The sequence below is a fragment of the Nocardia violaceofusca NBRC 14427 genome, assembly GCF_963869435.1.
Taxonomy (GTDB): domain Bacteria; phylum Actinomycetota; class Actinomycetes; order Mycobacteriales; family Mycobacteriaceae; genus Nocardia; species Nocardia aobensis.
In genome coordinates this window covers 14,110-28,864 of the sequence record NZ_CAWMPM010000013.1, presented here as the reverse complement: position 1 = coordinate 28,864, position 14,755 = coordinate 14,110, and the positions used below count along the sequence as shown (strand labels likewise).

At 67.7% G+C, this 14,755-nt stretch carries 15 protein-coding genes; 4 read left to right on the top strand and 11 right to left on the bottom strand.

The annotated features are described in order from the left end of the window. Positions 1–54: 54 nt before the first annotated feature. From AC5592_RS12040 to AC5592_RS12025, 4 genes are all read right to left on the bottom strand, one after another. Positions 55–546 carry a beta-class carbonic anhydrase gene (locus AC5592_RS12040; RefSeq protein ID WP_036502052.1) on the bottom strand — a complete coding sequence of 164 codons (492 nt, stop codon included), beginning with the start codon at positions 544–546 and terminating at the stop codon, positions 55–57. Between the two features lie 154 nt (positions 547–700). Next, on the bottom strand, positions 701–2,032 hold the full coding sequence (locus tag AC5592_RS12035) for an APC family permease (protein ID WP_063064226.1): 1,332 nt from the start codon (positions 2,030–2,032) through the stop codon (positions 701–703). Positions 2,033–2,082: 50 nt separating this feature from the next. Further along, positions 2,083–2,454, bottom strand: a complete 372-nt coding sequence (locus AC5592_RS12030) for a DUF4186 domain-containing protein (protein WP_232329321.1) — start codon at positions 2,452–2,454, stop codon at positions 2,083–2,085. A 9-nt stretch (positions 2,455–2,463) separates the two neighbouring features. Then, positions 2,464–4,410 (bottom strand): glycoside hydrolase family 15 protein, encoded by a 1,947-nt coding sequence (locus tag AC5592_RS12025; RefSeq protein WP_084506637.1) that lies wholly within the window; start codon positions 4,408–4,410, stop codon positions 2,464–2,466. A gap of 243 nt (positions 4,411–4,653) precedes the next feature. On the opposite strand from AC5592_RS12025, the gene AC5592_RS12020 reads away from it, so the two are divergent. Continuing rightward, positions 4,654–5,088 carry a hypothetical protein gene (locus tag AC5592_RS12020; RefSeq protein ID WP_063064225.1) on the top strand — a complete coding sequence of 145 codons (435 nt, stop codon included), beginning with the start codon at positions 4,654–4,656 and terminating at the stop codon, positions 5,086–5,088. Between the two features lie 33 nt (positions 5,089–5,121). On the opposite strand, the gene AC5592_RS12015 is transcribed toward AC5592_RS12020, so the two are convergent. Together AC5592_RS12015 and AC5592_RS12010 are read right to left on the bottom strand one after the other, a co-directional pair. Further along, positions 5,122–5,601 (bottom strand): hypothetical protein, encoded by a 480-nt coding sequence (locus AC5592_RS12015; RefSeq protein WP_036502013.1) that lies wholly within the window; start codon positions 5,599–5,601, stop codon positions 5,122–5,124. Positions 5,602–5,652: 51 nt separating this feature from the next. Then, positions 5,653–5,808, bottom strand: a complete 156-nt coding sequence (locus AC5592_RS12010; RefSeq protein WP_086006941.1) for a DUF6131 family protein — start codon at positions 5,806–5,808, stop codon at positions 5,653–5,655. Positions 5,809–6,134: 326 nt separating this feature from the next. On the opposite strand from AC5592_RS12010, the gene AC5592_RS12005 reads away from it, so the two are divergent. Continuing rightward, complete coding sequence (locus AC5592_RS12005; protein WP_063064224.1) at positions 6,135–7,781, top strand: flavin-containing monooxygenase; 1,647 nt, start codon at positions 6,135–6,137, stop codon at positions 7,779–7,781. Between the two features lie 134 nt (positions 7,782–7,915). Here the strand turns inward: AC5592_RS12005 and AC5592_RS12000 are convergent, their stop codons facing one another. Continuing rightward, positions 7,916–8,710, bottom strand: a complete 795-nt coding sequence (locus AC5592_RS12000) for a PIG-L family deacetylase (RefSeq protein ID WP_036502015.1) — start codon at positions 8,708–8,710, stop codon at positions 7,916–7,918. A 61-nt stretch (positions 8,711–8,771) separates the two neighbouring features. Further along, entirely contained in the window at positions 8,772–10,463 is a 1,692-nt protein-coding gene (gene ilvD, locus AC5592_RS11995; RefSeq protein WP_036502017.1) for a dihydroxy-acid dehydratase, read from the bottom strand. A 251-nt stretch (positions 10,464–10,714) separates the two neighbouring features. Here ilvD and AC5592_RS11990 point away from each other — a divergent pair, with 251 nt between their 5' ends. Both AC5592_RS11990 and AC5592_RS11985 read left to right on the top strand, forming a co-directional pair. Beyond that, a complete protein-coding gene (locus tag AC5592_RS11990) occupies positions 10,715–11,827 on the top strand; it encodes a ferredoxin reductase (protein ID WP_036502019.1) in 1,113 nt (370 codons plus the stop codon). Between the two features lie 8 nt (positions 11,828–11,835). After that, entirely contained in the window at positions 11,836–13,077 is a 1,242-nt protein-coding gene (locus AC5592_RS11985) for a fatty acid desaturase family protein (protein WP_036502020.1), read from the top strand. Positions 13,078–13,139: 62 nt separating this feature from the next. Here the strand turns inward: AC5592_RS11985 and AC5592_RS11980 are convergent, their stop codons facing one another. Genes AC5592_RS11980 through AC5592_RS11970 form a run of 3 tightly spaced genes read right to left on the bottom strand, consistent with a single transcriptional unit; the run spans position 13,140 to position 14,752 of the window. Continuing rightward, complete coding sequence (locus AC5592_RS11980; RefSeq protein ID WP_036502023.1) at positions 13,140–13,715, bottom strand: dihydrofolate reductase family protein; 576 nt, start codon at positions 13,713–13,715, stop codon at positions 13,140–13,142. Positions 13,716–13,757: 42 nt separating this feature from the next. Next, positions 13,758–14,492, bottom strand: a complete 735-nt coding sequence (locus AC5592_RS11975) for an SDR family NAD(P)-dependent oxidoreductase (protein ID WP_063064223.1) — start codon at positions 14,490–14,492, stop codon at positions 13,758–13,760. Next, positions 14,489–14,752, bottom strand: a complete 264-nt coding sequence (locus AC5592_RS11970) for a hypothetical protein (RefSeq protein ID WP_198163814.1) — start codon at positions 14,750–14,752, stop codon at positions 14,489–14,491. Before AC5592_RS11970 ends, AC5592_RS11975 begins: the two co-directional genes overlap by 4 nt. Positions 14,753–14,755 lie beyond the last annotated feature (3 nt).

Below are 14,755 nucleotides of genomic sequence, written 5' to 3'. Positions count from 1 at the left end.
CCCTGTCCCGGCACCTGGCCGCGGCAGACCGACGAAGTTATCGCCGGATCGGGATCAGGCGAGGACCTCCTGGAGTTTGCCGGTGGCGACGTCGAACACGAAGCCGCGCAGCGAGGTCGTCTTCGTCACGAACGGGCTGGCCTCGATGCGCCGGATCGACTGGCGCACATCCACATCCAGATCGTCGAAAGCCTCGGCCGCCCAGCCTGGTTTGAGGCCGATCTCGTCCTGGATTCCACGTTTGAATTCGTCGTCGGTGAAGGTCAGCATGCCGCAGTCGGTGTGGTGGATGAGGATGATCTCCGTGGTGCCCAGCAACCGCTGACTGATGGCCAGCGAACGGATCTCGTCGTCGGTCACCACCCCGCCCGCGTTGCGGATGACGTGGGCCTCCCCCTCCTGGAGTCCGAGGATGCGGTAGACGTCGAGCCGCGCATCCATGCACGCCACCACGGCGACGTGCTTGCTCGGCGGCAGCGGAAGCGGTCCGCTGAACTGTGCTGCGTAGTCGGCATTGTTGGCCAGAAGCTCGTCTGTCACGGTCATGATCGCGCCCTTCGTCGGGTAAGTGCGGACATTCACATGTGCGCATGGATCGTGACTCCCGGCGGCCGCGAACACCAGGTATTCGCTCAGCGTGAAGTCAACGGTTGCCGATCGCGTGACAGAAACGCCCCGATCGGTCGCCACCGTGCGGGGATCAGGGACGCATCGTCTTCACGGCCTGCGTGATGCGGGATTCCGGGTGGGCGCGGCGGGTACGCAGGCCGTTCACCAGCGCGAGCACGGCGCCCAAGCCGACCAGGATCAGGCCGCGCGCCCAGATCTCGGCGTCGATGCGGGTGAACAGGTAGAGGCAGGAGGCCAGCGCCAGCCAGGGAACGAGCGTCGGGACACGGAAGTGGTCGGTATCGACGGGATGGCGGCGCTCGAGCAGAACCGAGCAGTTGACGGCCGCGAACACGACGAGCAGAAGCAGGACCAGGGTTTCGGCCAGCACGGCGACCTCGCCGGTGAGTGCGAGGGCGATCGATGCTCCCGAGGTCACCACCACCGCCACCCAGGGAGTGCGGCGGCCGGGAAGCAGCCGGGTGAGCACCGCCGGCAGCAGTCCGTCGCGAGCCATGCCGTAGGCGAGCCGCGAGGCCATGATGCCGGTCAGCAGTGCGCCGTTGGCGACGGCGACCAGTGCGATGACGCTGAACAACCGGTCGGGCACACCGCCGGCGCGGCGCACCACCTCGAGCAGCGGACCGCTCGATCGTGCGAGTTCGCCGGTGGGCACGGCGGCGCTGGCGACCACACCGACCAGCACGTACACCACCCCGGCGGTGAGCAGGGCGCCGAACAGCGCGATCGGGTAGGAGCGCCGCGGATCGCGCACCTCCTCCGCCAGATTCACCGAGGTCTCGAACCCCACGAAGGAGTAGAAGGCCAGCACCGTACCCGCGAGCACTGCCGCGACCGGACCGTGTTCCGCGGTCCCGATCTCGGTGAGCCTGCCGGGATCGGCGTCACCGCGCAGCAGGATCCAGGCGCCCAGCCCGATGATCAGCACCAGCCCGCTGAGCTCGACCAGGCTCGCCGCCACATTGGCGCGCAAGGATTCCTTGATCCCGCGGATGTTGAGCGCCGCCAGCGCGACCAGGAAGACGACGATGACGACCGCGGTCGGCGCGGATACGAGCACCTGGAGATAGTCACCGGCGAACGCCCGGGCCAGCGCTCCCACCGACACCACACCCGCCGCGAGCATGCAGAAGCCGACCAGTGAGCCGGCGGCCGGTCCCAGCGCCCGCGTCGCGTAATGCGCGGAGCCGCCCGCTCGGGGGTACTTCGTCGCCAGTTCGGCATACGACGCCGCGGTGAGGGTGGCCATGCCGAGCGCGACGGCCAGCGGTAACCACACCGCACCACCCGATGCCTGCGCGACGGAACCGATCAGCACGTAGACCCCCGCCCCGAGCACGTCGCCCAGGATGAAGAAGTACAGCAGGGGCGTACTGACGGCGCGCTTCAAGGAACGGGGCATACCGGCCACGTACCCGTCCCGCGCGCATCGAACCGGTGGCGCTCGCGACGCTACCGGCGAGCGCACTCCAGTTCGATCCAGCGGCAGATGATGTCCACGACGTATTCGCGCTCCCGCGTGGTCAGTTCGCGGCCCTTGGCGATGCCGTGCGTGCGCTGCAGACAGCTGCGACAGCAGGTGGCGGTGGCGTGCTGAGCGCGGAAGACCGGATGACCGCCCCAGGGAGTCTGCTTGCCGTCCTTGGCGGGATGAGCCGGTGCGAGCCGCTTGCCGATGAGATCGGCGGCGTGCTCGCGCACCACCGTCATGCCGCGCAGCGCGACGAACTCCACCTCGGGCGCGCGCAGGTGGAACTTCGCCCGGAACGGCTGCCGGGCGATGGTGTCGAGGCGAGCGTCGAGAGTCGCGTGGTCCAGCCGCACCACACCAGCCTAGATATGGATGTATCCGCCGGTGAGCATGCCGTCGTCGAGGCGAGGGGCGATGGACTCTCCCCCGAGTGCGGTGCGCAACTCGATCTGCTCGTCCCGGACGACGTGCATGACGGCATTGATCAACGCCAGATGCGTGAACGCCTGGGGATAGTTGCCCCAGTGCCGGCCCGTCACCGGGTCGATCTCCTCGGCGTAGAGGCCCAGCGGGCTGGCGTAGCCGAGCAATTTTTCGCACAACTGCTTGGCGCGGTGATTCTCACCGATTTCCGAGAGTGCGGACACCAGCCAGAACGAGCAGATCGTGAACGTGCCTTCGGTCCCGGCGAACCCGTCGTCGGTTTCGTCGGTGCGATAGCGCAGGACGAGTCCGTCGCTGGTGAGTTCGTCGGCGATGGCGAGCACCGTTTTGCGGACCCGTTCGTCGTCGGGAGGAAGGAACCGGACCAGCGGGATGAGCAGGGTCGAGGCGTCCAGTGCCGTGCTGCCGTAGTACTGGGTGAACACACCCCGCGAGTCGACGGCGTTGGCGCAGACGTCGGCGCGGATCTCGTCGGCCGCGCGCTGCCAGCGGGCGGCCCGTTCGAAGTCCTGATGGATGCGGGCCAGTCGCGCCCCACGGTCGGCGGCGACCCAGCACATGACCTTGCTGGAGGTGAAGTGCTGCGGCTTGCCCCGCACTTCCCAGATACCGTGGTCGGGTTCGCGCCACACCGCGAGCGCGCTCTTGACCGCCCAGCGCAGCAGCGGCCAGGTGCGCGCGTCGATCTGGTCCTGATGGCGGGCGTAGAGGTAGACCGAGTCCAGCGCCGCGCCCCAGACATCGTGCTGGCGTTGGCGATACGCGTCGTTGCCCACCCGCACCGGTGCGGCGTTCTCGTAGCCCCGCAGGTTGTCCAGGGTGTGTTCGCGCAGGTCGGTTTCGCCGCCGATGCCGTAGACGATCTGCATGTCCTCGGCGTTCTCGGCCAAATTGATGATGTGGGAGAAGTAGTCGTTGGCTTCCCAGTTGAAGCCCAGCGTGTACAGGCCCCACAGCGCGAAGGCCGAGTCCCGGACCCAGGTGTAGCGGTAGTCCCAATTACGTTCTCCGCCAGGGGTTTCCGGTAGCGAGGTGGTCGGCGCGGCGACGATGGCGCCGGTCGGGGCGAAGGTCAGGCCCTTGAGGGTCAGCGCACTGCGCGTGAGCTGGGCGCTCCAGGGATGATCCGGGAACCGGCCGCCGGCCAGCCAGTGCCGCCAGTGATGCACGGTCCCGACCAGGCGCCGATTGGCCTCATCGACGGTTTCGGGAGCCTCTCGGCTGCCCCAGGACAGCGCACAGAAGCGGGTGTCGCCACTCTTGAGCAGTGTGCGGGCGACCGCGCGCGAGCCCTCGATGCCCAGGCGCAGATCGGTGGTCAGGCGCAACGGCAGATCGACACCGTCGGCGTCGGCCTGGGCCAGGTGATAGCTGTCGAGGTACTCCCAAGCGGCCCGCGCTCGCCCGTAATCGTAGGCGGGCTGGCAGTCGAGCACGAACTGGATCTGCCCGGTCTCGCAGTGCACGATGCGCAGCAGGATGTGTTCGGCGTCGTAGTCGGTGGGTGCGCGACGGTGCGCGCTGCGACCGGGTTGCTGGTGCCGCCAGGGGCCGACGAGCAGGACGTCGCGCACGGTTGCCCATCCTTCGCCACTGCGCCAGCTCGTCTCCATGACCATCGTGCCGGGGATGTACCGGCGATCGGCCGGGGTCGCGATGTCGTCGGGTGCGAAGCGGAACGACCCGGCGGAGCGATCGAGTATCGCGCCGAAGACGCTGGGGGAATCCATGCGGGGCAAGCACATCCATTCGATGGCGCCGCTGGGCGCGATCAGGGCTGTGACCTCGGAATCGGAGATGAACGCATAGTCGTCGATGCGCGGGAAAGCGGTGACCCGGGGCGTGTGTTCCGGATGGTCGTTCATGCGGTGCTCCCATTCGCCACCTGCTCGGCCCGCTCGGGCACTGCTTCGATCGTATGTCCGCCGGTGCACGGTTTCCACCGGCACGGACCAGCCGATGCGGACACCAACCGTGTTCTCTGGAAATTTGCCGAATACCGCATGGGGACCGCGTGACCCGACGACCATGAGAGGGTGACCGATCGAGACGGCAGGAGCACCCTGGCCACCGTTCAGCATCGAGGCCGCGAGGTGCGGCGGGCGTGGATGGAGACTCTCGGGCCCGGCGAGCGGTCGGCGGTGTGGGCGTGGGCCGCGTTCACGGCGACCTTCGGGACCACGCGGGCCCTCACGCACTGGATCCGCGCCGGCCACGGGCCCAGCGGTGGCGGAATCAGTCTGGGCGGCAAGTATTTCCACCACTACAACATCGGGATCGCGACGCTCGCGGCGGTGGGGATGGTGGCGTTGCGCGGCACCGAGCGCGCCCGCCGGCATCCGGTGGTGGCCACCTCCTACGGCGCCGGCTCGGCCCTGATCGTCGACGAACTGGCGCTGCTGCTGGATCTGGAGGACGTCTACTGGGCACGCGAAGGGCGTACCAGCGTCGATGCGGCGGTGCTGGTGATCGGCCTCGGCGGTCTGGCCACCGCCGGATTCGAGTTCTGGCCGCGCGCTCACCGCGCGCTGTGGGGGCGGTGAGCGCGCCGGTCTCCGCGGTAACGGAGGCAGAGGTCAGCGTCCCTCGGTGGGCCCGCTTCTCGGGACGTCGTTTCGCGGAGTATCGCTGCGATGGGCATCGTTTCGCGCGGCGTCGGCTCCGGACGTGCGACCGCGCTCGGCGTTTTTTCCCGGCTCGGGGGTTCGCGCGTCCGGATCGACCTTGTCGGCGCGGTGGAACTCCTGGGTGAGTTCTTCACGCGAGGTCGAGACCTCGTTGTGGTGAGCGGCTGCCTGTTCCTTCAGCCCAGCGGCCTGCGCCGCCTTGATGTCGGCCTCGGCCGACGCCGCCCGGGCCTTGGCCGCGGTTTCGTCGGCGAGCGCTTGGCGACGGCCGACCTCGTGGGAACGCTCGGTCGCCTTCTCGCGGATCTCGGCGGCCTCGGCGCGACGATGTTCCTTACGTTGAGCCACGGCCACGCGGGCAAGCGCGGCGATGACCAGGATCGCCACAACCACGACAACAACGATCACGACGATCGTGGTGGTACTCATCTCGACTCCTCGAACTCGCTCGGGCGTTCCGGCATGCGGCCGGCACCGGCGTCAGTAGTAGTGGCGTCGACCGCCGACGGCACGACCCATCGATCCCATTGCCAGCAGCACCAGACCGATGACGAGGACCACGATTCCGATGATCCAGATGATGTGGATCTTCAGCAGAAAACCGACGACGAGGAGAATGATTCCGAGAATGATCATGGTCGATACCTGATTCGGCGAATGACGCGACAGCCCTGTACAGGGCACTTCGACGGTCTGCAAAGCTACCCTTTGGCTACACGCTGTAAAACAACTCAACCACCGCGAACCCACCGTGTCAACGGTGTTCGACTCCTGCCTGCAACCGGTTCCCCGGTCGCGGCGGCCGGTGGTCCCGGTGCCGATGCCCGGCGCAGCGCGCGTCCCGGTCATCGGGAGCCGGATCGCCGTGAGCGCCGGTCAGCGGGACGACATCTGCCCGGGAGCCGCGCCCTTTCCTAGCGTCGAGGGCGGAGAAACAGGTCTCCGGCGAAAGGTATCCGACTGTGACCCCCGAGACGACATCGTCCACTGGGAATATCCGTACCGGCGTCGATGTGGTGATCGTCGGCGCAGGCATCGCAGGGCTCTACGCGATCCACCGGCTGCGCGGGCAGGGTCTGCGCGTGCAGGCGTTCGAGGCCGGCGACGGCGTGGGCGGCGTGTGGTACTGGAACCGCTACCCGGGCGCGCGCTGCGACGTCGAGAGCGTCGACTACTCGTACTCGTTCGACGACGCCCTGCAGCAGGAATGGAACTGGAGCGAGAAATACGCCACCCAGCCCGAGATCCTGTCCTATCTCGAACATGTCGCCGACCGCTACGATCTGCGCCGCGACATCGAATTCGGCACGCGGGTAACCGATATCGTGCTCGACGAGACCACGCTGCGCTGGCGGGTCCGCGTCGACAGCGGCGCCGAGGTGACGGCGCGGTTCGTCGTGCTGGCCACCGGTCCGCTGTCCAATGCCAACACCCCGGCCATCGACGGGCTGCCGACCTTCGCCGGCCGGCTGCTGCACACCTCCAGCTGGCCCGCCGACGGTGTCGACTTCACCGGTCAGCGGGTCGGCGTCATCGGCACCGGATCCTCGGGCATCCAAGCCATTCCGCATCTCGCCGAGCAGGCGGAGCGGCTGTACGTCTTCCAGCGCACACCCAATTACAGTGTGCCCGCGGGCAATACGCCGCTGGACGAGCAGACGCGCCGCGAGCAGAAGGCCGGATATCCGGAGCGGCGGCGGCTGTCGATGGCCAGCGGTGGCGGTTCACCGCATCAGCCGCATCCCAAGAACACCCTCGAGGTATCCGAGCAGGAGCGCCGCGACGCCTACGAGAAGCGCTGGCAGCTCGGCGGAGTGCTGTTCAGCAAGACGTTCCCGGATCAGATGGTGACCGCCGAGGCGAACGAGCCGGCGCGCCTGTTCTGGGAACAGAAGGTGCGCGCGGTGATCGACGACCCACGCGTCGCCGACCTGCTGATCCCGCGCGACCATCCGATCGGCGCCAAACGGATCTGCACCGACACCGACTACTACGAGACCTACAACCGCGACAACGTCGAACTGGTGGACCTGCGCACCACACCGATCCAGCGGATCGACGCCGCGGGCGTGCACACCACCGACGCGCACTACGCGCTCGACACCCTGGTCCTGGCCACCGGTTTCGACGCGATGACCGGATCGGTCGCGAAGATGAACATCGTCGGCCGCGGCGGCGAAACCCTGAACGAGGCGTGGCGCGAGGGCCCGAAAACCTATCTGGGCCTGGGCATCACCGGCTTCCCGAATCTGTTCAACCTCACCGGGCCCGGCAGTCCCTCGGTCCTGGCCAATATGGTGCTGCATTCGGAACTGCACGTGGACTGGGTGGCCGACGCGATCGACTTCCTGGACCGCCGCGGCGCGGCCGCCCTCGAGGCGCGGCCCGACGCGGTCTCGGCCTGGGTCGCCGAATGCGCCGAGCGGGCGGCGAAAACATTGATGCCACAAGCCAATTCGTGGTACCTCGGCGCGAACGTGCCGGGTAAGCCGCGGGTGTTCATGCCCTTCGTCGGCGGGTTCGGCGTGTACGGCGAGATCATCGCCGAGGTGGCCGCGGCGGACTACAAGGGCTTCGACGTCCTCGACGTCCCCTCGGACCCGACGTAGTCGGAGACGATTCCCCGTCGCCCCCGCTGTCCCGATCCGGACAGCGGGGCCGATGCCGCGGTACGGCATCGCGTCCCGACCGGTCCTCGCCTCGGCTCGCGGCCGACGCGAATGGCGGTCGGTGGGCGCGGGTGTCACCGGGGCGCGAACAGATCCGTTTCGAGGATGTCCGTCCGCGCGCCGCTGCGGATGAACCATTCGGTACCGAACGCGCGAGCGAACGCCGGATCCGGCATCGCGAGGAAGAAGGACTGCTCGTCGATCTGGCTCCGGTGTGCCCGCATGGCTTCGCGCTTGTGGCCCAGATAGGCGGAGACGTCGACGGCCGTGGTCAGCATCGATTCCGGTTTTCCGAATTCGGCGACCTCGCTGATGTCGGGCGCCTCGATTCCCGTCGCCCCGGCCTGCTCGGCGATCTCCTTCATACCGCGCACGACCTCGTCGCGGTTCATGGTGCTCTGGAAAACCCGTGGGGTGCCGGCCAATTCGGCGGCACGCATCCCGACGCGGTGGACCTGAATATGGTCGGGATGACCGTATCCGCCGTTGTCGTCGTAGACGGTGAGCACCTCGGCGTCCTCTTCGGCGAGGATCGCGGCCAGCCGCCGCGCGGCGTCCTCGACGGGAGCGGTCCAGAACGAGCCGGCCGCGTCGTTGGTCGGCGTCCCCATCATCCCCGAGTCGACGTAGCCGAGGAACTCCACCCGCGCGACGCCGAGAATCTCTGCGGCAGCGTGGGTTTCGCGAACCCGGCGCTGCCACAACGGCTCGCCCTCGTCGAGGAATCCGTCCGGCACCTCGCCGTGCTCGCCGCGTGTCGCGACCACGAGGACCACTCGATGCCCCTGCTCGAACGCCTTGCGCATCACCCCGCCACAGGTGATCGCCTCGTCGTCGGGATGGGCGTGGAAACTGACCAACGTTGCCATGGCGCAACGCTACGGCACGGTCACGACCTGGTCTGCCTCAACCGGTCACGGCGCCGAGATCTCAGCCGGTCACGGCGCCGTGAGCCGCGGAGCTGACCAGCTTGCGGTACTTGGCCAGCACTCCCGAGGTGTACTTCGGCGCAAGCGGCTCCCAGCCGACCTTGCGTGCGGCGAGTTCGGCCTCGTCGATCTCGACGTCGAGGATGCGGTTGGCGACGTCGAGAACGATGGGATCGCCGTCGGCGACGAAGGCGATCGGCCCGCCGTCCACGGCCTCGGGCGCGACGTGACCGACGCACAAACCGGTGGTGCCGCCGGAGAATCGGCCGTCGGTGAGCAGCAGAACGTCCTTGCCCAGCCCGGCGCCCTTGATCGCGCCGGTGATGGCGAGCATCTCGCGCATACCGGGTCCGCCCTTGGGGCCTTCGTAGCGGATGACGACCACATCGCCCGCGCCGATCGTGCCGTCCTCGAGCGCGTCCATCGCGGCGCGCTCACCGTCGAAGACCCGCGCGGTGCCGCGGAAGACGTCGGAGTCGAATCCGGCGCTCTTGACCACCGCGCCCTCGGGCGCGAGGGTGCCGTGCAGGATGGTCAGGCCGCCGGTCTTGTGGATGGGGCGATCGAGCGGGCGGATCACGTCACCGTCGAGACCCAGCTCGATGTGCGCCAGATTCTCGGCCATGGTCGCGCCGGTCACGGTCAGCACATCGCCGTGCAGCAGGCCCGCGTCGAGCAGGGCCTTCATCACGACCGGGATGCCGCCGACCCGGTCGACATCGTTCATGACGTAGCGGCCGAACGGCTTGAGGTCACCCAGATGCGGCACCTTGTCGCCGACCCGGTTGAAGTCGGCGAGGGTCAGCTCGACTCCGGCCTCCCGCGCGATGGCCAGCAGGTGCAGGACGGCATTGGTGGAACCACCGAGCGCCATGACCACGGTGATGGCGTTCTCGAACGCCTCGCGGGTCAGGATGTCGCGCGCGGTGATGCCGCTGCGGAGCAGTCCGACCACGGCCTCGCCGGACTTGCGGGCGTAGTCGTCGCGGCGGCGGTCGGGGGCGGGCGGGGCGGCCGATCCGGGCAGGCTCATGCCCAGCGCTTCGGCGGCCGAGGCCATGGTGTTGGCGGTGTACATTCCGCCGCAGGCACCCTCGCCCGGACAGATCGCGCGCTCGATCCGGTCGACGTCCTCGCGGCTGATCAACCCCTTCATACAGGCGCCGACCGCCTCGAACGCATCGATGATCGTGACATCGCGGCCGTCGACGTTGCCCGGCAGCGTGGAACCGGCGTAGAGGAACACACTGGCCAGATCCAGACGCGCGGCGGCCATCAGCATGCCCGGCAGGCTCTTGTCGCAGCCGGCGAGCAGGACCGAACCGTCGAGCCGTTCGGCCATCATGACGGTCTCGACGGAATCGGCGATGATCTCGCGACTCACCAGGGAGAAATGCATCCCCTCGTGACCCATCGAAATCCCGTCGGAGACCGAGATCGTGCCGAATTCGAGCGGGTAGCCACCGCCCGCGTGCACGCCCTCCTTGACCGCCTTGGCCAGGCGGTCGAGCGACAGATTGCACGGGGTGATCTCGTTCCAGCTGGAGGCGACGCCGATCTGCGGCTTGGCCCAGTCGTCGTCGCCCATGCCGACGGCGCGGAGCATGCCGCGGGCGGCGGTCTTCTCCAGCCCGTCGGTGACATCCCGGGAACGAGGCTTGATGTCGTGCGCCCTGTCGCGATCGTGTGCCATGGGGCAAGCCTACGACCGGCGCAAACCACGGCGCGGTTGATCCGGCCCGGGTCGCGTGGCGTGAGCTTTCGGCGCACACTCGTCCACTCGAATGGGCGCATCGCGCCGGCGGTCGTGCGGCGGCCCGGGCAACAGGGCCGATTTCGGAGAACCTCGAGAACTTGTGTGTACCCGCGCGGGAAGGTGGTATACAACCGCACGTAGGCACAGGCATTTCGAGTGTACGGGTGTACACGGAAGTGAGGGCTTCCATGGATCTGTTGAAATGGAGTAAGCGGCCTGCCGCCGATATCAGCGCCAAGAAGCCACGAGTCAACGTCGTGCGCGGGCTGGTGGCGCGGGCCACCACACCCCTGCTTCCCGACGACTATCTCCGCTTGGTCAATCCGCTGTGGACCGCGCGCGAGCTCCGCGGCAAGGTCGTCGACGTCGTCAAGGAAACCGCCGATTCGGCCACCGTCACCATCCGTCCCGGCTGGGGTTTTCCGACCACGTACACGCCCGGTCAGTACGTCGGCATCGGACTGCAGATCGGCGGCCGCTGGCATTGGCGTTCGTATTCGCTGACCTCGATCGGCGGGGCCGACGACAAGACCATTTCGATCACGGTGAAGGCGAATCCCGACGGGTTCCTGTCGACACATCTGGTCGACGGCGTCGAGCCGGGCACCGTCATCCGGCTGGCGGCGCCGAAGGGGGATTTCCATCTCCCGGAGCCGGTGCCGGACAAATTGCTGTTCGTCACCGCGGGCAGCGGGATCACGCCGGTGATCGCGATGCTTCGCGCCCTCGGGACCCATGAGCAGGCGCCCGACATCTGCCACATCCATTCGGCCCCCACCCGCGACGACGTCATCTTCCTGGACGAGATGCAGAGCCGGGCCGCGGACACCCCCGGCTACGACCTGACCCTCCAACTCACCCGGGAGATGGGCAATTTCGATGCGGCACGACTCGACGAATGGGTGCCCGACTGGCGCGAACGCCACTGCTGGGCGTGTGGCCCACCGGCGCTGCTCGACGAGATGGAATCGCACTACGAAGCCGGCGGACTGCGCCATCGTCTGCACACCGAGCGATTCACCATCGCCCGTACCGACCACGGCGGTGAGGGCGGCACGGTGTACTTCGCCGCATCGGGGAAGAAGGCGGAGATCGATGGCGCCACAACACTTCTCGAAGCAGGAGAAGAGCTGGGCATCGGGATGCCGTTCGGATGCCGGATGGGCATCTGCCAAACGTGTGTCGTCCCGCTGGCGGGGGGATATGTGCGCGATCTGCGCAACGGCGCGGAGCGACGCGAAGGAGAACGAATCCAGACATGCATCAGCAGCGTGTCCGGAGAATGCACCCTCGATCTGTAGGAGCCCCTATGGCCATCACCGATATCGACGCCTACGCCCATCTGACCCCCGAGGACATCGAGGCGCTCGGCGCCGAACTGGACACCATCCGCCGCGATATCGAGGAATCCCGCGGTGAGCGGGACGCCCGGTACATCCATCGCACCATCGCCCTGCAGCGGGCCCTGGCAGCAGGCGGCCGGGTCACGCTGATGTTCAGCAATCGCAAGGTCGCATGGCTCGCCGGCACCGCGATGCTCGGGCTGGCCAAGATCATCGAGAACATGGAGCTCGGCCACAATGTGATGCACGGGCAATGGGATTGGATGAACGATCCGGAAATTCATTCCTCGTCCTGGGAATGGGACACCACCTGCCCCAGCGTGCAATGGAAGCATTCGCACAATTTCGTCCATCACAAGTACACGAACGTCGTCGGAAAGGACGACGACGTGGGCTACGGAATTCTGCGAGTGACCCGCGACCAGCGGTGGGAGTGGTGGAACATCGGAAATCCGGTGTACAACCTGGCATTGGGGACCCTGTTCGAATGGGGCGTCGCGCTGCACCACCTCGAGGTGGAGAAGATTCGCCGCAAGGACAAGACCTGGCGGCAGGCGTTCCGGGATCTGCGCATCATCGGAACGAAGGTCGGCAAACAGGCGGCCAAGGATTATCTGATCTATCCGGCGTTGTCGGGGCGCAACTGGAAGACGACGCTGACCGCCGACGCCACCGCCAATCTCATCCGCAACTACTGGGCGTACATGGTCATCTTCTGCGGCCACTTCCCCGACGGCGCGGAGAAATTCACCACCGAGGAACTCGCGGAGGAGGATCAGCCCCGCTGGTATCTGCGACAGATGCTGGGGTCGGCCAACTTTCGCGCCGGGCCGCTCATGCGTTTCATGAGCGGTAACCTCAGCCACCAGATCGAACACCACCTGTTCCCCGACCTGCCGAGCAACCGGTACGAGGAGATCGGCGTCCGGGTCCGGGAACTGTGCGACAAATACGACCTGCCGTACACGACCGGTTCGCTCGGCCGCCAGTATCTGCAGTCGTTCCGGACGATCGCGAAACTGGCCCTGCCCAACGCCCTGCTCACCGCGACCTCCGATGACGCCCCGGAGACCGCTTCCGAGTTGCGGTTCGCGATTCGCGACGGGATGCGCGCGCATTTCGGCGTCGACCCCGAGACCGGTAAGCGCCGGGGGCTGCGCACGGCGTTGCGCGAACTGAAGCAGGCGCCGGTGCGAGCGGCATCCTGAACGCGGCAACCCGCATCGAACGCCGGACCGCCACTGGGTAGGGGTCCGGCGTTCGATGACGGTCAGCCGATGTCGTAGACGTAGCTCAGCCTGCCGTCGGGCAATTGCTCGAATTTCCGGAGCTCGAGCGGATGGCGACCGCTCGCGGCCGCGAACAGGGACGGTCCGTTTCCCGCGATGAGCGGGTAGACGATCAGGCGTATCTCGTCCACCAAGCCCGCGTCGAGCGCCGCGCCGGTGAGGGTGGCGCCGCCCATGAGGTAGATGTCCTTTCCGGATTGCGATTTCAGTGCCGCGACGTCGTCGAGACCACGCAGAAATCGCGTATTCGGCCATGTGGCTGCGCTTTTCGTTGTGGAGACGACGTAATGTGGTGTCTTCCGGGCGAATTCGACCCATTCGAGCTCGCCCGGCGTCGGCGCCGCGCCGGTCTGGGGCAGGGGTTCGTCCGGGTGGTCGCCGATCGCGGTCCAGTAAGGTTCGTAGCCCTCGTACATCCGGCCACCGAGCACACAGGCGTCGATCTGCGGAGTGATTCCGTAATCATCGGACCAGCCGTGCACCCAGTCCGCATATCCTTCTGGCCCTTCGTATTTCCCGTCCACCGAGATCTTCATCGCTGCGATGAGCTTGCGCATCGGTTCCTCTTCTTTCGTGGGTCGAATGGCGTACGCCGCCGATCACGGCAGGGCCGTCAGGCCGTCGGCGGTGAGTTGGTAGGACGCCGCGGGTTCACCCGCGCAGGCGAGTTCGAGCAGTGCCGCGCCGGCGATCTCGGGAGTGAGCGGCTCACCCGACTGCTCGATGTACGCCTGCACGCTCCGGCCGGCACGGGCCGCATAGGCGCGTACCGCGGGCAGGCCGAGGCTCGTGGCGGGAGTGATCCGCGGCAGCACCGTCGTGAAGGTGATGTCCGAGCCGGCGCGCCGAGACTCGTCCTGGGCGTAGCCGGTGATGAACCGCTGAGTCGCCTTGGCTCCGGCGTATCCGCCGCTGAGCGGTGAACCGTGGACGGCGGCGCCGCTGCTGACGACGATGACGCGAGCGCCGGGCGGCAGCGGCGTCAGCAGCGCTTCGCGCAACCAATGAAAGGCGATGCGCACGTCCGTATTCCAGTTCGCGGAGAACGTCTCCCAGGTGTGCTGGTGCAGCGGCCGCATCAGCGGTGTCGCCCCCGCGACGATGATCAGGATGTCCGGCCGGTGGCGGTCGAGCAGCGCCCCCGGCACGGTCGGATCGGCCGCGTCGGCGACCTCGATGTCGATGCCGGGTGTCTCGGCGGCCAGCTCGCGCAACGCGGACTCCGTGCGCGCCACGGCCACGACCGGCGCACCGGCGCGCGCGAACGCCAGCGCGATCCCCCGGCCCAGCCCACGGCTGCCGCCGACCACCATCGTCGGCCGCATGTCGTTCATGACGCCACCGCCACTGCTTGCACGGCAGCGGCATTCGCGCGCTCGAGACTCTTGACGACCCCGTCGTCCCACCCCGTCTCGAGCGATGCGGACATCGGATCGGGGAAGAGCGGATCCGGATGGTCGGCCGGTCTCCGGGCCGCGGCGTAGACCCGGTCCGCGCCGCGGTGCAGCGCCTCGTCGACGAGCGCGCGGCCGAGGCCGCGCCCGGCCCCCGTGACGAGTAGTGCCTTGCCGGCCAGAGTGTTCGGGACGGACATGCT